At 47.3% G+C, this 20,863-nt stretch carries 18 protein-coding genes and 1 pseudogene; 11 read left to right on the plus strand and 8 right to left on the minus strand.

The window, feature by feature from the left end; genetic code table 11:
• Positions 1 to 87 precede the first annotated feature (87 nt).
• Positions 88 to 1,407, minus strand: a complete 1,320-nt coding sequence (gene rmuC, locus B5D50_RS11130; RefSeq protein ID WP_078922778.1) for a DNA recombination protein RmuC — start codon at positions 1,405 to 1,407, stop codon at positions 88 to 90.
• An 87-nt stretch (positions 1,408 to 1,494) separates the two neighbouring features.
• Here rmuC and B5D50_RS11135 point away from each other — a divergent pair, with 87 nt between their 5' ends.
• The gene (locus tag B5D50_RS11135; protein WP_234975858.1) at positions 1,495 to 1,992 is read left to right on the plus strand and encodes a TlpA family protein disulfide reductase; all 498 of its coding nucleotides are present in this window, start codon (positions 1,495 to 1,497) and stop codon (positions 1,990 to 1,992) included.
• A gap of 68 nt (positions 1,993 to 2,060) precedes the next feature.
• Positions 2,061 to 2,537 (plus strand): TlpA family protein disulfide reductase, encoded by a 477-nt coding sequence (locus B5D50_RS11140; RefSeq protein WP_078922724.1) that lies wholly within the window; start codon positions 2,061 to 2,063, stop codon positions 2,535 to 2,537.
• A 34-nt stretch (positions 2,538 to 2,571) separates the two neighbouring features.
• Here the strand turns inward: B5D50_RS11140 and minE are convergent, their stop codons facing one another.
• From minE to minC, 3 genes are all read right to left on the minus strand, one after another.
• Positions 2,572 to 2,832 (minus strand): cell division topological specificity factor MinE, encoded by a 261-nt coding sequence (gene minE / locus B5D50_RS11145; RefSeq protein ID WP_078922725.1) that lies wholly within the window; start codon positions 2,830 to 2,832, stop codon positions 2,572 to 2,574.
• A 6-nt stretch (positions 2,833 to 2,838) separates the two neighbouring features.
• On the minus strand, positions 2,839 to 3,648 hold the full coding sequence (gene minD, locus B5D50_RS11150) for a septum site-determining protein MinD (protein ID WP_078922726.1): 810 nt from the start codon (positions 3,646 to 3,648) through the stop codon (positions 2,839 to 2,841).
• Between the two features lie 70 nt (positions 3,649 to 3,718).
• Positions 3,719 to 4,426 (minus strand): septum site-determining protein MinC, encoded by a 708-nt coding sequence (gene minC, locus B5D50_RS11155; protein ID WP_234975859.1) that lies wholly within the window; start codon positions 4,424 to 4,426, stop codon positions 3,719 to 3,721.
• Positions 4,427 to 4,681: 255 nt separating this feature from the next.
• On the opposite strand from minC, the gene B5D50_RS11160 reads away from it, so the two are divergent.
• The 3 genes from B5D50_RS11160 (at position 4,682) to B5D50_RS11170 (ending at position 10,922) form a co-directional block, all read left to right on the plus strand.
• Entirely contained in the window at positions 4,682 to 5,938 is a 1,257-nt protein-coding gene (locus tag B5D50_RS11160) for a tetratricopeptide repeat protein (RefSeq protein WP_159448621.1), read from the plus strand.
• A gap of 96 nt (positions 5,939 to 6,034) precedes the next feature.
• Positions 6,035 to 9,496 carry a transcription-repair coupling factor gene (gene mfd / locus B5D50_RS11165; RefSeq protein ID WP_078922728.1) on the plus strand — a complete coding sequence of 1,154 codons (3,462 nt, stop codon included), beginning with the start codon at positions 6,035 to 6,037 and terminating at the stop codon, positions 9,494 to 9,496.
• 349 nt (positions 9,497 to 9,845) lie between these two features.
• The gene (locus B5D50_RS11170; RefSeq protein WP_078922729.1) at positions 9,846 to 10,922 is read left to right on the plus strand and encodes a DNA methyltransferase; all 1,077 of its coding nucleotides are present in this window, start codon (positions 9,846 to 9,848) and stop codon (positions 10,920 to 10,922) included.
• 3 nt (positions 10,923 to 10,925) lie between these two features.
• Here the strand turns inward: B5D50_RS11170 and B5D50_RS11175 are convergent, their stop codons facing one another.
• Positions 10,926 to 11,837, minus strand: a complete 912-nt coding sequence (locus B5D50_RS11175) for a hypothetical protein (protein ID WP_078922730.1) — start codon at positions 11,835 to 11,837, stop codon at positions 10,926 to 10,928.
• Entirely contained in the window at positions 11,834 to 12,031 is a 198-nt protein-coding gene (locus tag B5D50_RS11180; protein WP_268807813.1) for a helix-turn-helix domain-containing protein, read from the minus strand. The genes B5D50_RS11175 and B5D50_RS11180 overlap by 4 nt, the downstream gene beginning before the upstream one ends.
• A gap of 17 nt (positions 12,032 to 12,048) precedes the next feature.
• Here B5D50_RS11180 and B5D50_RS11185 point away from each other — a divergent pair.
• From B5D50_RS11185 to B5D50_RS20115, 3 genes and pseudogenes are all read left to right on the plus strand, one after another.
• Positions 12,049 to 12,958: pseudogene (locus B5D50_RS11185) on the plus strand (TRCF domain-containing protein); the annotation flags it as partial.
• Between the two features lie 93 nt (positions 12,959 to 13,051).
• Positions 13,052 to 13,330, plus strand: coding sequence for a type II toxin-antitoxin system Phd/YefM family antitoxin (locus B5D50_RS11190; RefSeq protein ID WP_078922732.1), 279 nt, complete (start codon positions 13,052 to 13,054; stop codon positions 13,328 to 13,330).
• Positions 13,327 to 13,491 carry a PIN domain-containing protein gene (locus tag B5D50_RS20115; RefSeq protein ID WP_143594341.1) on the plus strand — a complete coding sequence of 55 codons (165 nt, stop codon included), beginning with the start codon at positions 13,327 to 13,329 and terminating at the stop codon, positions 13,489 to 13,491. Before B5D50_RS11190 ends, B5D50_RS20115 begins: the two co-directional genes overlap by 4 nt.
• Before the next feature lie 323 nt (positions 13,492 to 13,814).
• Here B5D50_RS20115 and guaD read toward each other — a convergent pair whose 3' ends face one another.
• Positions 13,815 to 15,119 carry a guanine deaminase gene (gene guaD / locus B5D50_RS11195; protein WP_078922733.1) on the minus strand — a complete coding sequence of 435 codons (1,305 nt, stop codon included), beginning with the start codon at positions 15,117 to 15,119 and terminating at the stop codon, positions 13,815 to 13,817.
• A 145-nt stretch (positions 15,120 to 15,264) separates the two neighbouring features.
• Between guaD and B5D50_RS11200 the strand changes: the two genes are divergently transcribed.
• From B5D50_RS11200 to B5D50_RS11210, 3 genes are all read left to right on the plus strand, one after another.
• Positions 15,265 to 18,264: an NAD-glutamate dehydrogenase domain-containing protein gene (locus B5D50_RS11200; protein WP_078922734.1), complete on the plus strand. Its 3,000-nt coding sequence runs from the start codon at positions 15,265 to 15,267 to the stop codon at positions 18,262 to 18,264.
• A 176-nt stretch (positions 18,265 to 18,440) separates the two neighbouring features.
• Positions 18,441 to 19,124 (plus strand): hypothetical protein, encoded by a 684-nt coding sequence (locus tag B5D50_RS11205; protein WP_078922735.1) that lies wholly within the window; start codon positions 18,441 to 18,443, stop codon positions 19,122 to 19,124.
• Positions 19,125 to 19,188: 64 nt separating this feature from the next.
• Complete coding sequence (locus B5D50_RS11210; protein ID WP_078922736.1) at positions 19,189 to 20,115, plus strand: AEC family transporter; 927 nt, start codon at positions 19,189 to 19,191, stop codon at positions 20,113 to 20,115.
• A gap of 2 nt (positions 20,116 to 20,117) precedes the next feature.
• On the opposite strand, the gene B5D50_RS11215 is transcribed toward B5D50_RS11210, so the two are convergent.
• The gene (locus tag B5D50_RS11215) at positions 20,118 to 20,777 is read right to left on the minus strand and encodes an SH3 domain-containing protein (RefSeq protein WP_078922737.1); all 660 of its coding nucleotides are present in this window, start codon (positions 20,775 to 20,777) and stop codon (positions 20,118 to 20,120) included.
• Positions 20,778 to 20,863: the final 86 nt, after the last annotated feature.

Consider the following 20,863-nt stretch of genomic DNA (forward strand, 5'->3'; position numbering starts at 1 on the left):
CGTTTCCTACTAATTAACAGGTCATAGAACCGCTAAATTGTTAAAAGAAATAAGCACTCTTGACCTGAGTGGTGTGCTCAACTGAGATTATGCTTGGTCAAGTAAGTCTTCGGTAAACGCTAAGGCTGCTTGCAAGGGGGTACGTGGGCTGGATTCTAAAGGCACGAGTTCAGGCATAGCACGACCTGATTCAATCCCTAATTCAGCTAAGCGTTTCGCACTCGGCATCACACTTCGCTCCATCGACCCTAAGAGGCGATTATAACTGTCTACACTTGCCTCTAAATGTTTGCCTAAGCGTTCAGCATGGCTGCTTAGAATCGACAAGCGCTTGTGGAGTTCCATCCCCACATCACGAATCTGAGTGGCATTCTCAGTTAAAATCGCTTGTTGCCAGCCAAACGCGACTGCACGCAGCAAAGCCATGAGTGTAGCAGGTGTAGAAAGTATAACTTTAGCTTCTAGCGCATCGTTCATTAAGGTTTTGTCATGTTCCAGTGCAGCGCCCAAAAATTGTTCACCCGGCATAAATAACACCACAAAATCCGGCGCACCCTCAAACTGTTCCCAATAGCGCTTTGCGGATAACAACCTTACATGCTCACGCACATGACGGGCATAACGCTGTAAGTGTTGAGTCCGATCTTTATCATTATCGGTTTGGGCTGCATCCATATACGCATCCATCGGTGTTTTCGCATCAATCACCAGCTCACGTTTATCGGGCATCCGAATCACCATATCGGGACGAATGGTGCGCTCTTCATTACTGCGCTGCACTTGCTCCATAAAATCACAATGCTCAACCATCCCCGCCATTTCGACAATACGCCTTAAGGTTAGCTCCCCCCATTCACCACGCATCCCCGGATTGCGCAAGGCTGAAGATAATTTGCTAGCCTCTTGGCGCAGTGCCAACTGATCTAAACTCAAATGACGCAACTGCTCACCTAAAGCGCCCAATGAAGCTTGTCGATCCTTTTCAATGGTTTGAATTTGCTGCTCTGTTTTTTCTAAAGCCGAACGAATTGGCTCTAATAGATATTGAATAGATTGTTTACGTTGATCTAAATCCGCCTGTGATTCACTCTGAAAACGGCGCATACTTTCTTGGGCTAATTGCAAAAACTGCTGATTATTTTCCCGTAAAGCGCGCTGTGAGGCGGCTGCAAAGGTATTATGCAATTTATCTTGAGCATCTTCGAGCATGCGTAAGCGTTCTTCATGCAGTTGCTCTTCTGATTGTAATTGCAGCTTTAAGCGCTCTAGCTCTTGACGGGCTTGTTGGAGTGGACGGTTATACACCAAAAAGGCCACCAACATCCCCAGTAGAAACATGCAGACCGCAACGATCAAGAGTATATTGGCATCCACCCATTGACCAAAACTTGACACAGGGTTGGTCATGATACCACCTGAATAGCGAGGCTCATGCATCTGATTGCAGGGTTACTCCGTATAGGTGATTTGTGAATTTTGGAATAGGTATTGTGCATGAATAAACGACTCGCCACTCAAATGCTAAGTATTATCACACTTCTGTGCACTTGGTTGCTAATCACTACGCCAGTTACGGCCATGACCGATCTGCAAGGCAACCCCGTCAAACTAGAGAATATCGTCGGTAAAGGCAAATGGACGGTGATGAAAGTGTGGGCTTCTGATTGCCATGTTTGCCGCCAAACCATTCATTATCTTAGTGATTTTGAGGTCAGCTTTCCTGAGGCTGAAGTTTATGGTATTTCGATTGATGGCCAAGACGCTAAGGCAGCAGCTCAAGCTTTTGTAAAACAATACAGCCTAAGCTTCCCGAATTTACTCAGTGACCTCAGCGAGATCAATGCTTACTTAAATAAAGCCGCTGGTGAAGACCTCTATGGTACCCCCACGATGTTAGTCTTTAACCCACAAGGCAAACTGATTGCGGTTCAACCCGGCCCAGTCACTGCTGATGAATTAATCGCTTTCATTAAGAAAGAGCAACAATCTTGAACGCTAGTTTGAATAAGCTGCCGCACACACAATCACATAGATTATCCCACACCCTGTCTAAGCTCTGCTTGAGTGTAATCGCGACTGGCTTACTCAGCTTAAGCTTGACCGCTCAAGCCATGACGGATCTACAAGGTAAACCCGTCGAGCTATTAGAGTATGTTGGTAAAGGTAAATGGACTATCTTTGAAATCTGGGCTTCAGACTGCCCGTATTGCCCAGATGCTATCTTGTATATGCGAGACTTTAAACACCGCTATCCGCAAGCCGATTTATATGGTATCTCGCTAGATGGCGATAACGGGTACACTCGCGGACGACAAGCAGCACAGCGTTTTATTCAAAAGCATCGTGTCAATTTTCCAACCTTAATGAGCGACACTGTTGAATTAGATAAGTTTTTACTCGATCAAGGGGAAGAAGCTTTAATAGGCACACCCGCCTTAATGATTTATAACCCGAAAGGTGAATTAGTCGGGGTCGAATCAGGTGCTATTATCGCGCAAGATGTCATTGACTTTATCCAAAATAAACAGAGTAATTAAAATAGCAATAAAAATAGACACGTGAAGATCGCACCTACTGGGCGGTGCGATCTGGTAAAGTGATATTTAATTCAAGTACTTCGTAGTTATTCACCCTTCCAAGCTGAACATTCACATCTTTCTCATCAATCTGCACATATTTACGAATCACTTCCATAATATCATTGCGCAGCTGCGGTAGAAAATCGGGGCCACTCCGATCAATACGCTCATGCTTAATTAAAATCTGTAAGCGCTCTTTTGCTACTTGAGCTGTTTTAGGTTTAGAGGTGCGAAAATAATCAAAAATACCCATGAAGAGTTAGCCTCCGAACAGTCGTTTAAAAAGTCCTTTTTTCTCAACTTCGAGAAAACGATGTGGCACAGTTTCACCCAAGAAACGCCTTACGAAATCATCGTAAGCTTGGCCTGCAGTACTTTCCTTATCCAAAATAACCGGCACGCCACTATTAGACGCTTGTAATACTGAACCAGACTCTGGAATCACCCCAATCAAAGGCACTGCCAAAATCTCTAAAATATCCTCCATCGCCAGCATATCGCCACTGGCCACCCGAGCGGGTGAATAGCGAGTAATCAATAAATGCTCACGAATACTTTCACCACGCTCAGCTTTACGAGTACGGCTTTGTAATAAACCCAAAATTCGATCCGAGTCACGCACCGATGAAACCTCGGGATTGGTCACAATGACAGCATCATCTGCGAAATACATGGCTAAAGCAGCGCCACGCTCAATCCCAGCGGGTGAATCACAGACAATAAAATCAAAGCCATCCTCAGTTAAATCTTTTAAGACTCGCTCTACCCCCTCTTGAGTGAGGGCATCTTTATCTCGAGTTTGGGAGGCCGGCAGAATAAATAGATTATCACTGCGTTTGTCTTTAATTAAAGCTTGCTTAAGATTAGCTTCACCACTAATCACATTAATGAAGTCATACACCACACGCCGTTCACAACCCATAATCAAATCGAGATTACGCAAACCCACGTCGAAATCGATTACAGCTGTTTTGTAACCCTTTAATGCAAGTCCAGTTGCGAATGCGGCGCTCGTTGTAGTTTTACCAACGCCCCCTTTGCCAGAAGTTACAACAACAATCCTGCTCAATTTCTTACTCCTTGATCGACCAAGCCATTTAGTACCGCCGGACTATAAAGCCAAACCCAAATTCTGCCAATTAGATCGGGACAATTTTCAATTTTTCTTGCTCTAAATAGATCATCACGGCTTGACCTTTTAGATTCGATTCAATGTCGTCTAATAGACGATAACGTCCTGCAATCGCAATTAGCTCCGCTTCTAAGCGCTCACAGAAAATTCTTGCTTGAGTATCGCCCTGCACACCGGCTAAGACGCGCCCACGTAAAGCGCCATACACATGCACTGAACCGCCTGCGAGCAACTCAGATCCTGCACTCGTGTGCTGCAAGACAACAATATCGCCATGCGGGCAATAAACTTGCTGACCAGAGCGCACAGGACGATCTAACACTAAGAGTCGCTGCACAGCCTCAGATGGTTCTTGCTCTAAAGTTATTTCGGTTGGAGGGGGTGTATTGGGCGTTACTTGTTGCTTGCTAGGGCGTAATAAAGCCCAACCTGCATCAATAGCGAGTGCTTCCGCTGCTTCCCATAAATTACGTAAACCAACAGGTACAAATCCCACTTGAGTCATGAGTATTTTAAGCTCAGCAAACTCAAGCTCAAGGCTACGCTCACCCAACAGTTGACAATCAATGATAATCGGGCTTCTTACGAGAAAGTGGCTGGCTTGTTGTTTTTTTTCCTCTAATGCCTCACGGATAGCTTGTATCTGCGTGGTGTACAGAACCAATACCGTCAGAAGAGACATTTCACCTTTTAAATCAATTATTTGTTCCTTCAAGCTCGTCTAGCTCCTTCTTACAAAACTTAACACTGACTGAATGGTTATTCACCAGATTTTGTACATTTATCGAATAGACTTATGATATGCTTTATGTGAAATCAGTTTGAAGGGGTATTTGCTTCAGTTTTCAGCTACTTAAATATGCCAAGCATATAGATACTCAGATCCTCAACCTAGGGCTTAACCATGTACAATAAGAAACCTCAGAAACTTTTTTTTACCTTGGGCTTGGCTTGCCTGAGTGCTTTGGCTATGCACTCTCTGAAAGCCAACCAAACACCCGAACTAGGGTCACTATACAATCCAGCCGAACAATTTGAAACCGCAATTCGCTTGATCGAAGGACAAAATACTAAAACGGATTTTTCGACCGGCTTAAAATGGCTAAAACTAGCTGCAGCGCAACAATATTTACCTGCGCTCTATCAGTTAGGCTTTTATTATGAATATGGAATTGATGAAATTGAGCGTGACTACTTCAAAGCCGCCGATTTCTATGAAAAAGCAGCTAAACAAGGGCATTTAGAATCACAATTTAATCTGAGTGTGCTCTTACTGCGAGAAGGCACACCCGTTTATAACCCCCAACAAGGCTTATATTGGTTAGAGCAAGCGGCACAGCAAGATAATGGTGAAGCTCAATACAGCTTAGCGATGCTGCTAGAAAAAGAAGCAAAACAAAATACAAACCTCGTTGAGCAAAGCTTTAGTTGGCTCACCAAAGCCGCACATAATGGGCATCGTGGCTCTGAATATGTACTAGGTGTCAAATACTTAAAAGGTGCAGGCGTTGAACCCGATCACCAACAAGCCTTTAATTGGTTTCAAAAGGCCGCTCAACACGGTGATCCAGCCGCTCAATTCAATACCGGTCTGATGTATGAGCAAGGGGCTGGCGTTGGGCAGGATTTAAAACTGGCGATTGAATGGTATCAAAAAGCAGCTGCCCAAAATGAAGCCGGAGCACAGTTTAATTTAGGGAATAAATATCTTTTCGGCGTGGGGACTGAGCAAGATACCCATAAAGGTTTGGAACTCATTCAAACGGCTGCAAAAAATGGCAATCCAGCAGCACAAACTATGCTCGGCAATATGCTCACTACGGGTAAATTTTTAGGCGTTGATTATGCAAAAGCCCTGCAGTTGTATATGAATGCTGCGGAAAGTGGCTATGCCGAGGCACAATATCAATTATCTTTGATGTTTGCTAAAGGCCAAGGCGTGGAAATCAGCCATGAAAGATCCGTACATTGGATTAAAAAAGCGGCTCAATCCAATCACCCCTTAGCTCAATATGGCTTAGGTGCTTATTTAGCCAATGGTGTCGGTGTTGAGAAAAACTTAATGGAGGCAGCTTATTGGCTCTCGTTAGCTGCAGCCCAAGGCCAAAAACATGCGATTGAGTCCCGTGACTCTGTGATGGAATTGCTGACCCGTGAGCAGATTGATACCGTAAAACAACGCATCAATACTTTTAGCAGTACACCATCCCAAACGATCACCCGCTAAGCAATACCATTAACCCTTACTAGCAATACATGCTATGCATCGTATTGCTAGTTTCAGGTACAATGCCCGCATTTCTGATTACCCCACAAGCGTATTATGGCCGTAGCAAGCACAGCCTCTTCTTTCCAAGCCTTACAACCTGTTTATCCACCCCCAAAGCAAGGTAGCCTACGTTGGGGGCAGCTCTATGGTAATGCTGCTGAGGCTTTGATTGCCCACACGGCTAGTGAATATAAAGGCTTAATCCTATTAGTCACTAGCGATACCCATCATGCGTATCGGATGGAAGCTGCGTTACGCTTTTTTGCTCCCGAATTAGCGATTCATATCTTTCCTGATTGGGAAACCCTGCCTTACGACATTTTTTCTCCTCATGAAGATATTATTTCTGAACGCTTAAAGATGCTGGCGCGCTTACCAACCTTGCAGCAAGGCATTTTGATTGTCCCCATCGCTACCTTACTGCAACGCTTAGCACCTACCCATTATGTGCAAAGTCATAGTCTCTTGCTGAAAGCAGGCGTGAAGCTAGACCTTGATAGCTTTCGTCAGCATTTAGATAAAGCGGGTTATCAACAGGTCAGCCAAGTAATGCAACACGGTGAATATGCTAGCCGTGGAGCTTTAGTCGATTTGTTTCCTATGGGCAGCACATTGCCCTATCGCATTGACTTGTTTGATGACGAAATTGATTCCATCCGTAGTTTTTCGACTGAAACTCAGCGTACTGCTGATACTTTTAAACAAGTAGAACTCCTACCTGCTCGCGAGTATCCCCTCGATGAGGCAGGGATTAAGCTGTTCCGCTCTAATTATCGTCAGCAAGTCGACGGGGATTTGCAGCGTAGTCGCATTTATGAAGCGGTCAGTCACGGCAAACCGCCAGCAGGTATTGAATACTATTTGCCACTATTTTTTGAAAACACAGCGACCCTCTTCGATTATCTACCTGCGAAAACCTTATTAATCCTCGAGGCAGGCATTCCAACGGCGATTGAGCAGTTTTGGCAGTCGTTAGCACATCGCTATGAACAGCGGCGGCATGATCTTGAGCGTCCATTACTCCTGCCTGAAAAATTATTTCTTAAGGCTGAGCTGCTCAATAGCTTTTTGCGTGAATACCGCTGTATTGAGGTCCAAAGCTTCAAACTAGAGGCGGAAGGTCATAACTATTCTACCGCAGCCCTTCCCTCACTCCTGCTTCATCCACGGCATGAACAGCCGCTCTTTTTATTACTCCAATTTCTGAAGGATTTAAAAGGCCGCGTTCTGTTCACTGCCGAATCTGCTGGGCGGCGTGAGGCTTTGATGGAGTTGCTTAGTGCTCAAAACCTTGCGGTATCCCCCGTAGAAAGCTGGCAAGCCTTCATCCACAGCACAACGGCAATGGCAGTGACTGTTGCTCCCTTAGAACAAGGTCTGTGGTTACCGGATGCTCGCCTCGCAGTGATTCCTGAAAATCTATTGCATGGCGTGCAAATTCAGCAACAGCGCCGTCGCAAGAAAACTACCCGCGATGCAGATGCCATTGTCCGCAATCTCACCGATCTGAATGAAGGCGCACCCGTTGTACATGAAGAACACGGCGTCGGGCGCTATTTAGGTTTACAGCGGGTAACAGCGGGAGGTATTGAAGCAGAATACTTATTGATCGAATATGCGAATAATGATCGTTTATATGTTCCTGTCGCCTCCTTACATTTAGTCAGTCGCTACACCGGAGCTGATCCTGATCATGCACCCTTGCATAAACTCGGTACTGACCACTGGGAAAAAGCCCGCAGTAAAGCCGCTGAAAAAGCGCGGGATGTCGCTGCTGAACTCTTAGATATTCATGCTCGACGCGCCGCCCAACGAGGTCACAGCTTTCCCTTCGATGAGTCTGACTATCGCTTATTTGCAGGCGCTTTTCCTTTTGAGGAAACCCCCGACCAAGCTCTCGCGATTGAGAATGTCATCAACGATATGCGCTCTGCCCAACCGATGGATCGGGTCGTTTGTGGTGATGTCGGCTTTGGTAAAACCGAAGTTGCCATGCGCGCCGCCTTTGTCGCTGCCAATGCAGGCAAACAAGTGGCGATGATCGCCCCCACCACGCTCTTAGTGGAGCAACATTTAAATAACTTCCGTGACCGCTTTGCCGATTGGCCGTTTCGGATTGAGTCACTCTCCCGTTTTAAAACCAGTAAAGAAGCTAGCAAAGCACTCGATGCCTTAGCTGCTGGTACGATTGATATTGTGATCGGTACGCACAAACTGTTGCAGTCGGATGTAGTCTTTAAAAACTTAGGGCTGGTGATCATCGACGAAGAACATCGTTTTGGCGTGCGTGATAAAGAGCAGATGAAAAAGCTGCGGGCGAATGTTGATATGCTCACCATGACCGCCACCCCGATCCCACGAACTTTGAATATGTCTTTGTCAGGTTTGCGGGATTTGTCGATTATTGCTACACCGCCCACCCAACGCCATGCGATTAAAACTTTCGTCACTGAATGGAATAAAACCACGATTCAAGAGGCCTGTGCACGGGAACTAGCACGGGGCGGCCAAGCTTATGTCTTACACAATGAAGTTAAAACCATTGGGAAAATCACTGCAGAACTGAGTGAACTGTTGCCCAATGTCGAAGTGCGCTTTGCCCACGGACAAATGCGTGAACGTGAACTCGAAAGCCTGATGAGCGACTTTTATCATCAACGCTTTCAGATTCTGGTAGCCACCACCATTATTGAAAGCGGCATCGACGTACCCACGGCGAATACAATCATTATCAATCGTGCCGACAAGCTTGGTTTGGCTCAGCTCCATCAATTACGCGGGCGGGTCGGGCGTTCGCATCATCGCGCTTATGCTTACTTGATTACGCCCCCCAAAAAATTATTAACCCAAGATGCTGTTAAACGTTTGGAAGCTATTGAATCACTGGAAGAGTTAGGGGTGGGTTTTACGCTGGCCACTCACGATTTAGAAATTCGCGGGGCGGGTGAATTGCTAGGTGAAGATCAAAGTGGGCAGATTCAGGAAATCGGCTTTAATCTCTATAATGATTTGCTAGAGCGCGCAGTAAAAGCCCTCAAATCCGGCAAAATACCCGATCTTGATCCACGCACGCACAGTCGAACAACCGTTGAACTGGGCGCACCTGCTTTAATTCCTGATGATTATTTAGCGGATGTCCATAGCCGCTTGATTCTTTATAAACGTATTGCCAGTGCTGCCCATCAAGCAGCCTTAGATGAACTGCGTGTCGAAATGATTGACCGCTTTGGTCTATTACCCGAACCCGTCAAAACCTTATTTAGCGTGACGCGAGTGAAATTAGTCGCCCAAGCCTTAGGGGTACGTAAATTAGATATGAACACTAAAGGTGGGCGCATTATTTTCGATACTAAGCCGAATATTGACCCCCTGAAAGTGATTCAACTCATTCAAAAACGGCCGTGGATGTTTAAATTGGACGGACAAGATAAATTGCGGTTTGAGGTGGAATTGGCAACCGTGCAAGAACGAGAGGAATGGGTGGTGAAGTTGATGGGGGACTTAGGGGTTAATTAACAATAACTATGCAAATTAATTTTTCAAGATCAATGACTTACATCTCATTAACTCTTTATCACGTATAGAAATAATAAAATTCTAAATTCAAAAATAGAAGTCTTGTAAATTAGTTAGTTAGAGATCAATAAAAAGTTTAATTTATTAAATATTAAATACTTAAAATACAATTGACTTTTTGGAAAGTAAAATGATTGCCCAACAGAAAGAACAGACCTCTGTACACGACAAAAATCATAAGCCATTGATTGTAGGGTGCTTTACTTGAGGGATACGACAAGTCGCCGTTCTCCCCTGCGACACCCACCCTATGTTATCCTACCCCCAACAAGATTTTTGGCGTTGGTTTATGTCTGCATCGGTAGCACTCAAGGCAAAGAACACCCCATCCCCCGGCACGGTCGGGCGCGGCAAAGCTGTCACCCTCGACAGCCTTCCCACCCACACGCACTGGACAGACGGGCAAGTCAGCCTCCATCTCGGCGACAGCCTCAACCACTACGCCCAATGGGACACCCCAACCGTCATCGTTTCCGACGGCGCGTATGGCATCCTCGGCTTTGAAGGCGACACCTCCGACCACCTCGGCATCGCCGCATGGTACGAACCGCACATTCAGGCATGGAGCCAACACGCCACCGCACAAACCACCCTCTGGTTTTGGAACTCCGAAATCGGCTGGGCAAGCGTCCACCCCATGCTGGAACGCCACGGCTGGCGTTACGTCAACGCCAATGTCTGGAACAAAGGCAAAGCCCACATCGCAGGCAACGTCAACACCGCCAAAATCCGCCGCTTCCCCGTCGTCACCGAAATGTGCGTCCAATACGTATTTGAAGCACGGCTCGACAACCTCAGTTTGCAGCAATGGCTCTACCGCGAATGGAAACGCACCGGATTGACCCTGCGCCAAGCCAACACCGCCTGCGAAGTCAAGGACGTAGCCACCCGCAAATACCTCGACCAAGGCCACCTCTGGTATCCGCCACCGCCGGAAACCTTTGCCAAAATGGCCACTTACGCCAACCAGCACGGCAATCCGGCAGGTCGCCCCTACTTCTCCCGCGACGGCATACGCCCGATGACCGCCGACGAATGGGCAAGCCAACGCAGCAAATTCCACTGCCCAATGGGTTTCACCAACGTCTGGGAACGCAATCCCCTCAAAGGCGCAGAACGCATCCGCGTCCCCGAAATCAGCGGCAAAGCTGCCCACCTCAACCAAAAACCACTGGACTTGATGGGGATGATCATTGAAGCCGCCAGCGACGTAGGCGACGTAGTGTGGGAACCGTTCGGCGGATTGTTTTCAGCGTCATTGGCAGCAAAACGCGCCGGACGCAAAGCCTTTGCCGGAGAAATCGACCCGACTTATTTCCAGCTTGGTTTGGAACGCTTCATGCCGCGCCAATCCACCCTGTTTTAAGCATCAGCGCACCACGTTGCCATTGGGCTGGATATCGAGTTGCGCTGCCAGTATCGCACTGATGCTGGCAGCGTCGCCCTTGGCAAGCAAGCGATTCCACTCCCCAACCGTGCACCCCTGAAATTCAGCCGCATAAACTTCCGCCTTGAAACACTCAATAGCCGGGTGAGCAATGCGGTCAAGTTTGGCAAAGTTGGTATCCAAACGGTACGGAAACTGTGCCAACAATGCCCGCAACAAAGCTTGATATTCACGGGTCGGCAAATAAGCCGCACCACCAGGCCCCCAATTTTGCACCATTTGTTGTGCCAGAACATACTGCGCGGCAGTGCCTTGGAACTTGTAACCGTTGGTATTGGTTTGCTGCAAGTTGGATGTCCGCGCCGAGGTATCTTCCGGCTCTAGCACCAAATAATCCGGTGCTTTGTGGTAATGCTCATCCCGCGCTTTGGCGATAGAACCACCCGGAATCACTGCAATACCCACGATTTTGGGCTTACCGAAAATCAAAAACTCCGGCAACCACGCGAGCATGGCGACATGGGTTTGGTCATGGGTAAAGTGGTTCTGGCTATCCTTGAAACGGGCGGTAATCTCCGTCGCCAATGGAAACCACGCCTTGATTTCCAGCCCCGGCATTGGGCTGACTTGCCCGTCAAACACCGTGTCAGGAAAACCGGGGTCTTGCCGCCGCCATTTGCCAAACCCGGCGAAGCTGCTTTGCTTGTTCAGGTATTCACAGGTGTTGAACTCAATCAGATTGCCCACCAACGGCGACAGCTTGGAAATAATCTTGGCGAGATTCGCCGCCGCTTCCGGTGAAGCGGGCTTTGCCAGTTCCAGCACATCAAAACAATGACCGTTCAATGCCTGCATGTGCTGGGTTGCCAGTGCGAGGATTTGCTGCGTATTCATGCACCCATCCTCAACTGCACTGCGTTCAGGATAGCTTGCGCATCAGCCTTCAGCACCTGACAAATTTGCAGGAATTCCAACACATCCAGACGGCGTTCACCGCTTTCGTATTTGGAAACAAAGGACTGCGGACGCGCTAAACGGGAAGCAACATCAGATTGTGTCAATCCTGCCGTTTCACAGGCGGTGATCAACAGGGAACAAAAGTGCGATGTTGCCCGGTGTGACGGTGCGCCATGCCCACGGGCAGATGCGGGCGCACGAGCTGGAAAATATCATGAGCGATTTTTACCACCAGCGTTTCCAGATTCTGATTGCCACTACCATCATTGAAAGCGGCATTGACGTGCCGACCGCCAACACGATTTTGATCAACCGTGCCGACAAACTGGGGCTGGCGCAATTGCACCAGTTGCGCGGGCGGGTCGGGTGTTCGCACCACCACGCTCACGCCGGATGCAGTCAAGCGGCTGGAAGCGATTGAATCGTTGGAAGAATTAGGATTCTGTTTCACGCTGGCAACGCACGATCTGGAGATTCGCGGCGCGGGCGAATTGCTCGGCGAAGGGCAAAGCGGGCAGATTCAGGAAATCGGTTTCAACCTCTACAACGACTTGCTGGAACGGGCGGTGAAATTCCTCAAAGCAGCGGCGGATGGTGACGTAGGGGCGAATGATTATTCGCCCCTACAATGCCGCCGTATCACGGTGGAATTGGGTGCGCCTGCGCTGATCCCGGACGATTATTTGCCGGATGTCCATGCGCGGCTGATCCTCTACAAACGCATTGCCAGCGCGGAATCGCAGGCGGCTTTGGACGAATTGCGGGTGGAAATGATCGACTGCTTCGGGCTGCTGCCAGAGCCGACCAAGACGCCGTTCAGCGTCACGCGGGTCAAGCTGCTGGTGCAGGAACTGGGCATCCGCAAGCTGGATATGCACGTCAAGGGCAGGCGGATACTCTTCGACGACAAGCCGAATATTGATCCGATGAAGGTGATTACGCTGATCCAGAAACGCCCGTGGGTGTTTAAGCTGGATGGACAAGATAAGTTGCGGTTTGAGATTAAACTCCCGACGGTGGAGGAGCGGGAGGAGTGGGTTATCAAGCTGATGGGGTAGATTGGCGAGTAACATCTTCCCGTTTTTTGATCGTGTAAATACCTCAAACCGTGTCTACAATGGAGAAATGTAGCCACAAATAAGGCAGCATTTATGCACGTTGCTGTCCACGAACTCAAAAACCGCTTTTCTGAATACCTGAAATACGCCCAAGCAGGCGAAGAAATCATTGTCACTACCCACGGCAATCCGGTGGCACGCTTGACGCGCTTAGCACCCAACTTGCAACTTCGCGCTTCACAACCACTGGATAAATTAGCGTGGGTACGGCGTGGACAAGCTGGCAAAAAACTGGGCTTGCCAGCCGCGCAGCGTATCCGCTTAACCGAAGGCGTGCCGTTGAGTGATTTGCTGTTGGAAGACCGTGCATGAACATCCCGCTGCTCTACCTCGACACTTCTGCGTGGCTGAAATTGTATATGGAAGAAAACGGTTCAGAAGCAGTCCATGCAGCGGTTGAGCAAGCGGAACAGACTTGCACCCACCTGATTGCCTATGCCGAATTACGTGCAGCCTTAACAACAACGCTGTAATTTTAGCACAACGCCAACTGACAGCGATGTACCAAGTTTGGGTGCGCTCTTTCATTTCAATCGCACCCAACTACGCACGGTTCGCACTGGACGTGTGCTATGCTCCGTGCCAAACACCGCCCAACACACCCTCAAGCTGCATTTCTTTCAAAATTTTGCGGGCTTGTTAAACGCAAGTCGCTCACTGTTAAAGCAACCGTATCCAATCATGAATGGCTTTTCTACCTCAACGACATGATCGAATTCACCGAACGGGTACTAAAATACCCAGAAAGCTACTCCCAAACAGAGTCAAGACCGCCGCAGCTAGTCTTAACCACCTGCTAAACCTTAAAAGCCGCCTTGCCCATCACATAGCTAGCAGTCACCAGACGATCATCGCCGAGCATTAAAATTGCAAATAATTGATCATGCAAGCTCTGACAGTGTTGCAAACGCCGCGTTAATAAAGGGGTCGCTTTTAAGTTTAAGACCACAAAATCAGCTTCTTTGCCCACTGCAAAATTGCCAATTTTATCGTCCAGATACAGCGCTTTCGCTCCACCTAAAGTCGCTAGATACAAAGCCTGAAACGCTGAAAGTTTTTTCCCAAGTAATTGAGTAATTTTGTAGGCGTCATTTATACCCCGCAGCAGGCTGAAATAATTACCACCACCGACATCCGTCCCCAAGCCCACTCGTACATCCGCCTCCTTGGTTAAATGCAGATCAAATAAACCACTACCGATAAATAGATTGGAAGATGGACAAAAAACAGCCGCTGTACCCGTGGTCGCCATACATGCCCGATCCTCAGCATCTAAATGAATACAATGCGCGAGCACTGCACGCGGGCGCAATAAACCATATTGCTGATAGACATCTAAGTAGCTACGACTTTCTGGAAATAAATCGGCGACCCAAGCCACTTCAGCGTGATTCTCGGCCACATGCGTGTGCAGATAAACATCTGGATATTCAGTGAGTAACTCCCCGGCTTTAGCTAACTGTTCACGGCTCGAAGTCGGTGCAAATCGTGGAGTGACGGCATAAGATAAACGCCCCCGCCCATGCCATTTTTCAATTAAAGTTTTGCTATCGGTATAAGCCGTTTCTGGTGTGTCTTGGAGATAAGCGGGGCAATGGCGATCCATTAATACCTTGCCCGCGATCATCCGCAAATTACGTGCTTCCGCCGCTTCAAAGAAAGCCTCTACTGACGCTGGATGTACGGTTCCAAACACTAAAGCGGTGGTCGTGCCATTCCTGAGTAATTCATCTAAAAAGAACTCGGCAACCTCACGAGCATGAGCCTTATCCGCAAATTGGCGCTCAGTAGGAAAGGTATAAGTCTCCAACCACTGCAATAGTTGCTCGCCATAGGCAGCAATCATATCGGTTTGTGGATAGTGAATATGGGTGTCAATTAATCCGGGAATCAGTAAATGATCGGGATAGTGAATAAGTTCACAATCTGCAGGCAAACTCGCTAACATCTGCTCAGCTGCTCCAAGTTCGACTATATAACCTTGGTGGGTTAATAAAATTCCATCGGGGAAATACTCGAGATGGGGTGATTCAAGATCATTATCAGGATCATCGAGAAAATGTAGCACAGCCGCCCGAAAGGCCAAATAAACGCTTTTCATTTAAAATCTCATTAGGGGTGGTGATCAAGCAACCGCTCATTTTTGGTGCTTCGCCGCGTATTTTAATCAGGATAAACCTGCCATTCCGCCCTAAATAGGCGTATGTTTAAACACTAAAGCAACACACATCACAGGAGGAGTAACCATGGACAAAGATCCAGGACAACAAGTTATTGACCAAATCCACACTAGCCTAGCCAGCAGCTGCCAACAGATGCCGAGCAATTTAGCGTGGCTGCAACAGGCCATGCATCCGTTTTTTTTCAGCTTTAACCGCACCGAACCCGATGCTTTAGCCGTCTTAGTCGAATCGCTCTATCGCATCCATCGCTTACCCTATATTCGTCTTGCGGATCGTCCCGAGCGGATGTTAGTCGCTCAAAATGGCATTCCCAACTCTATTTATAATACCCTGAGTTCTCTACCAAAACGCGATAATTTATCGTATTCAGAAATTAATACTTCGCTCTTACGCTTACCGAATAGTGATTACTTTTTGGAAGTCTTGCGCTTTGATTATGCCAGCCTAGCTGATGCAGAAGTCGCAGCAGCTTTAGTTGCTAACGAGCATCAACCTCCTGCCGAAGTTAAAGAGGCGATTGAAGCCAGCTTAAAGATTCATGCGCCCGAATTTGATAACCGCCAACTGGATGCTTTGATCAAACTGTTGTGGATTAATAATCCAGAGTATGTGAAAGTTTCTCACCCCGAACGCTTAGCGCGGGTGCTGGATTTATACCAAAAAACCCAAGCACACGGCGGTATTCATTTAGAAATTGATCCCATAGATAATGCCGTTAATGGGGAGACCCATCGCATTCTTTTTGGGGTGAGCAATCCACCGCAGCGTGATTTTTTACTGCAAGTGGTGGAAGTCTTTAAGCGCTTAAATATCGGTGTCAAACGCACCTACACCATCACTTTAAGCAATGGCATTTTCCCAAGCTTCCTAGCCACTTTTTATGTACAACCCCGCAATGGCGCTGTACTTGAAACGGGTAATCCCCTCTTCCAAGCTCTACAAGACGAGTTATATAACACTCAAATTATTTCCTCCGACTCCACCAGCTTCAATGAACTGGTCACCACGGGGGTAATGAATGGAACAGATGCAACTCTTATTAAAGCACTGATCACCTTTTGCCATACCAATCTAGCGCATAATAAGCCGGATCAGTTTGATCCTGAAGTAGTGCAACGTGCCTTTCTTGCGCACCCCGATATTAGCCTGCAACTCGTTAAACTCTTCCACACTCGCTTCAAGCCGAATCTTGCCAATCGTGAGGCGCTATATGCGGACAGTTTGCAAACCAGCCAAACGAAAATTGCTCAGTTTAATACCGGTCGACGCTTCTTAGATGAAACCCGCCGAGTGATTTTCCGTTGTGCGATTAGCTTTATTACCCATTGCTTAAAAACTAATTTCTTCGTCGATGAGAAACATGCACTAGCCTTCCGCCTTGATCCACTGTACTTAGAAGAATTAGGTGAAACTTTCACGGCTGATCTCCCTAAAGAACGCCCTTTCCGTATTACGTTTTTTGCAGGGCGTAGCGGCTCGGGTTATCACATCGGCTTCTCGGATATTGCACGCGGCGGTTGGCGTACTTTAATGACTCAAGGTCATGATGACTATACCAATAGTGCCAATACGCTGTTCCGCGAAAACTATGTGTTAGCCCATACACAACACCTGAAAAATAAAGATATTTATGAGGGTGGCTCGAAAATGGTTTCGATTTTGAACACCCGCCCCGGTACACCCAAACCAACCGTGCTGCAATATCTTTACAAGCTGCAATATGGGTTTGCGAATGCCTTCCTCGATTTGTATGTGACTGCCAATGGCAAGGCCAAAGACCCACGAGTGGTTGACTATTATGGCGAAGATGAACCCATCGAACTGGGCCCTGATGAAAACATGCATGATGTCATGATTGAGTTGATTGCTCAGTTAGCTGTGCAGCGCGGTTATTTATTGGGTGCGGGCATTATGTCCAGTAAACAGGTCGGGATTAATCATAAAGAATACGGTGTTACCTCAATCGGGGTGATTCGCTTTGCGGAAGTAACGATGCAAGCCACTCTCGGCATTAATATGCATACTGATCCTTTCAGTATCAAAATCACCGGTGGGCCAAATGGTGATGTGGCTGGCAATAGTCTGCGTTTACTGTTGGAACGTTGCCAGCAAGTACAAATCCGTATGATTGTCGATGGTACAGCCGCCGCTTTTGACCCTGCTGGTCTAGATCATACTGCACTTCGCAAAGTCATCCTCCAAGCGGATTTGGATGCCTTTGATGCTCAAGCTTTACATGAGGGAGCTTTTATTATCTATCGCAGCCAGAAAAAGCATGATGGCATGCGTGACCTCTATAAAAAGCTCGAAAAAACCGCTGCGGGTTTAGAGGAACAATGGATCTCTACCGATGAATTCAACCGCATCTTTAATCAGTTAACCTTCACGGTTGAGACAGATCTCTTTATTCCTGCAGGGGGACGCCCTGAAACGATTGCCATGCATAATGTTGATCAATTCTTTAAAGCGGATGGTCAACCGACAGCCAGAGTGATTGTGGAGGGTGCAAATTCGTTTATTACCCCGGATGCACGGCGGGTTCTGCAGCAGCGGGGCGTGGTCATTATGCGCGATGCCTCAGCGAATAAATGTGGAGTAATTTCCTCCTCTTATGAAATTATCGCCAATCTGACTTTAAGCGAAGCCGAGTTTCTTGCGCACAAGCAGCAATATGTCAGTGATGTCATCACTATTCTCAATCGCATGGCTGAGCAAGAAGCACGGGTCGTGATTAAACGGCAGCGCGAAACGGGTGGCAAAATCACCTATACCGATATTTCTACCCAAGTTAGCCAAGAAATTAATGGTCACTATGCACGGATGTTTGCTTATTTCCAAGCCAACCCGGAATTGGTGGCCCAAGCCAACTATAAAAATGCGATCCTCGCGCATATGCCTGCCTTAATTCGTGAGCCGCAGTTCCAAGATCGGATTGACCGCTTACCTGAAAAGGTGAAATACGCGATTCTTGCCAGCAAGCTGGCTTCATCTATGGTCTATTTCGGTGATGATAATACCGTATACGGTGATATTATTGAGGCACAAGTGAAACGTTTAGCCTAAATAAACTAGCCTAAATAAAACTGATCACCCTGTTCGGTCTACCCACTGAGCAGGGTTTGATTTTATGGCAATTAACCATTTAGTCAGTGAACTTAACCGCTAATCCCCAGTCTAGTTTCAATACTCATTAATTTAATTAATAAATAGCTCAAATGACAAAACTGGGATAAGACTCGATGATTTCCTCTAAGCCACTAGCCGCTCCAAGCATTGAGCCTAAGCGGACACGTCCATTAGCCTTAAGCAAGCTGCCTAATTTAGAGTTTGGGAAATCAACTAAATCCTCACTTCCCTTATCCAACCTTGAGCAAAATGCTAAGCAACAACGCCTTAATCAGCATTTTAATCAAGTCGTTGAGCAACAAGTTGAGCAAATCCGCGACACACCGATCTCTGCTCAGCCACCCCGACCAGCGCAACACCAACCTTTAGCTTTAAACCCAGCCTCTGTAGGACGACCCGAGCACTCCGAATTACTCGAGCTATTGGATCTTAACCAGAGTAGGAACTCTGGCTCGTTACCCTCACATCGACCCTTAGCGCTAGGGTCTACGCCTCATACAGCAACATCAACGACTACACCAACAACTCACTCGGCAGAACGATCTCAACATAAGCCCTTAGCTTTAGCAGAAAAACCCAGTAGCCTTGATGTTCAGCTTCTAACCGAACACAACAGTGCGTTGTTGCTAGATCCTAGCCAACAGTTCATGACGATTTTGCAAGACCTATTAGACCATACCCCTAAAGAAAATCCTTTATATCGGCTAGAAAATATGCCACCGACAGCCGCTACCCAAGTTGCTAGCCCGGGTACGCAAACCCCCAATTTAGCTTGGCAGGCGAGCCTATGGTTTTAAACTAAACTCACAGCCTTGATAATCCGTATAATAGCGGCGCTTGCACGTTAACTCGGACTTTGTTGTGACTGAAAGCCTCTTTGCTATTATCCCCTTATTTACGCTGATTGGCTTAGGCTATCTCGCTCGTAGAACTATTCTCGATAGCTCCATGCTGCCAGCCTTAAATCTGTTTGTGTACTACTTTGCGGTACCTGCACTGTTATTTAATGCTGCCCGTCGCCAATCGTTAGATGATCTGTTCAATGCACCGGCTTTAGCTGCGTTTGTACTAGGTATTATTTTGACCGCTACCGTGGCGATATTGGGTAGCCGCTATTTTTTTCAATGCAAAACACCGACTGAATTAGTCATGCGTGCTTTAAATAGCGTGTTTGCGAATTATGCCTATATGGGGATTCCGCTCACTTTTAGTTTATTGGGTGAGTCCGCCGCGACCATTAGCATTATTTTAGCAGGGAATTTATTGGTGATTGGCGGTGCACAACTGTGCCTTGAGGCCTTGCGGCAACATAGCATGAGCCTCCAACAAGTCTGGGCTAGTTTGGATCGGTCTTTATTGCGCAGCCCAATTTTCCTTGCCACCGTATTCGGTTTATTAGCCTCTGGCTTTGGACTCACCCTGCCTCAAGTCATGAATACGACCTTAGATATGCTCGCACCCGCAGCGATTCCGGTGGCTTTATTCTGTTTAGGTGCAAGCTTACAGTTTCGGCAGATTCAAACCAGCCTTGGTGAATTAGGCTGGTTGATTGGAGTCAAGTTACTGGTACATCCGACGTTAACCTATTTAGCCTGTTATCTACTGGGCGTGACTGATCCTGCTTGGTTAGTGGCCAGCGTGCTGCTGACGGCTCTACCGACGGGCGCTTTAGTGCATGTTGTCGCCATGCGCTATGCTTTATTTGAGCAAGCCAGCTCACAAATCGTGGTGTTTTCCACACTAATTTCGATACTTACGGTCAGCTTTTGGGTTAACCTCATGCTTTAGGCTTAATCGCCTGCGATAAATACCGTCATTTGCCAGCGCCCCTTGATCTTTTCAAAAAAAGCCCGATAGTCCACCGAGCTTCTAATGTATTGACTGGCGATATAGCCTTTTTTACCACCGTTGAGTTTTACCGTTACCCACTGCTGATTTTCGCTGAATTCAACAGGGAGAATTTCATAACTCACGGTTTTCAGAATACTGGCATTTAAGCTGGGTTTGGCACGGATGCGCACATTAGCGCCTAATACGGCTGCATACTCAAAAGCATCTATCGAATCAGGCCATTGGCTAAACACATAAGGTGCTACAAAAGTAGTTTTATTGCTGAACGACCCACCCATTTTTAACACAGTACTTAATTCACGCCAAATAGAGCTAGTCGCAGGTTGATCCAACTTCCACAGCTCTTTAAAACCCTCGATCCCATTTTCAGTACCAAAAGAAGCTTTAATGTCTTTATTCACCACCGCCAATAGACCTTTCAGATCTTTGCGCTCCAAGGTTTGCAGGAGCTGATTGCGAAACTCGAGAAAACTAGCTTGTTGGGCTGCTTGATCGACAGGCTTGAGAATAGTGGCGGCTTGAGTAGGCAGACTTGCCGATACCGCCCAGATCACCAGTGCAGTTAATCCGGCCAAATACCTAGATTTGAAACAACGCATAAACAACCTCGCTTGATTTGCAGGAGAAAAGCATAGCAGCCTAGTGTCTAGCGAATGAAGCATTTAGGCTATCCCTTAATCAAGGG

This window comes from Thiothrix eikelboomii, assembly GCF_900167255.1.
In the GTDB taxonomy this organism is placed as follows: Bacteria; Pseudomonadota; Gammaproteobacteria; order Thiotrichales; family Thiotrichaceae; genus Thiolinea; species Thiolinea eikelboomii.

Coding starts and splice junctions, on each gene's coding strand:
- rmuC (WP_078922778.1), bottom strand. CDS start 1,407: ATGACCAACCCTGTGTCAAGTTTTGGTCAATGGGTGGATGCCAATATA.
- B5D50_RS11135 (WP_234975858.1), top strand. CDS start 1,495: ATGAATAAACGACTCGCCACTCAAATGCTAAGTATTATCACACTTCTG.
- minE (WP_078922725.1), bottom strand. CDS start 2,832: ATGGGTATTTTTGATTATTTTCGCACCTCTAAACCTAAAACAGCTCAA.
- B5D50_RS11160 (WP_159448621.1), top strand. CDS start 4,682: ATGCACTCTCTGAAAGCCAACCAAACACCCGAACTAGGGTCACTATAC.
- mfd (WP_078922728.1), top strand. CDS start 6,035: ATGGCCGTAGCAAGCACAGCCTCTTCTTTCCAAGCCTTACAACCTGTT.
- B5D50_RS11170 (WP_078922729.1), top strand. CDS start 9,846: ATGTCTGCATCGGTAGCACTCAAGGCAAAGAACACCCCATCCCCCGGC.
- B5D50_RS11175 (WP_078922730.1), bottom strand. CDS start 11,837: ATGAATACGCAGCAAATCCTCGCACTGGCAACCCAGCACATGCAGGCA.
- B5D50_RS11190 (WP_078922732.1), top strand. CDS start 13,052: ATGCACGTTGCTGTCCACGAACTCAAAAACCGCTTTTCTGAATACCTG.
- B5D50_RS20115 (WP_143594341.1), top strand. CDS start 13,327: ATGAACATCCCGCTGCTCTACCTCGACACTTCTGCGTGGCTGAAATTG.
- guaD (WP_078922733.1), bottom strand. CDS start 15,119: ATGAAAAGCGTTTATTTGGCCTTTCGGGCGGCTGTGCTACATTTTCTC.
- B5D50_RS11200 (WP_078922734.1), top strand. CDS start 15,265: ATGGACAAAGATCCAGGACAACAAGTTATTGACCAAATCCACACTAGC.
- B5D50_RS11205 (WP_078922735.1), top strand. CDS start 18,441: ATGATTTCCTCTAAGCCACTAGCCGCTCCAAGCATTGAGCCTAAGCGG.
- B5D50_RS11215 (WP_078922737.1), bottom strand. CDS start 20,777: ATGCGTTGTTTCAAATCTAGGTATTTGGCCGGATTAACTGCACTGGTG.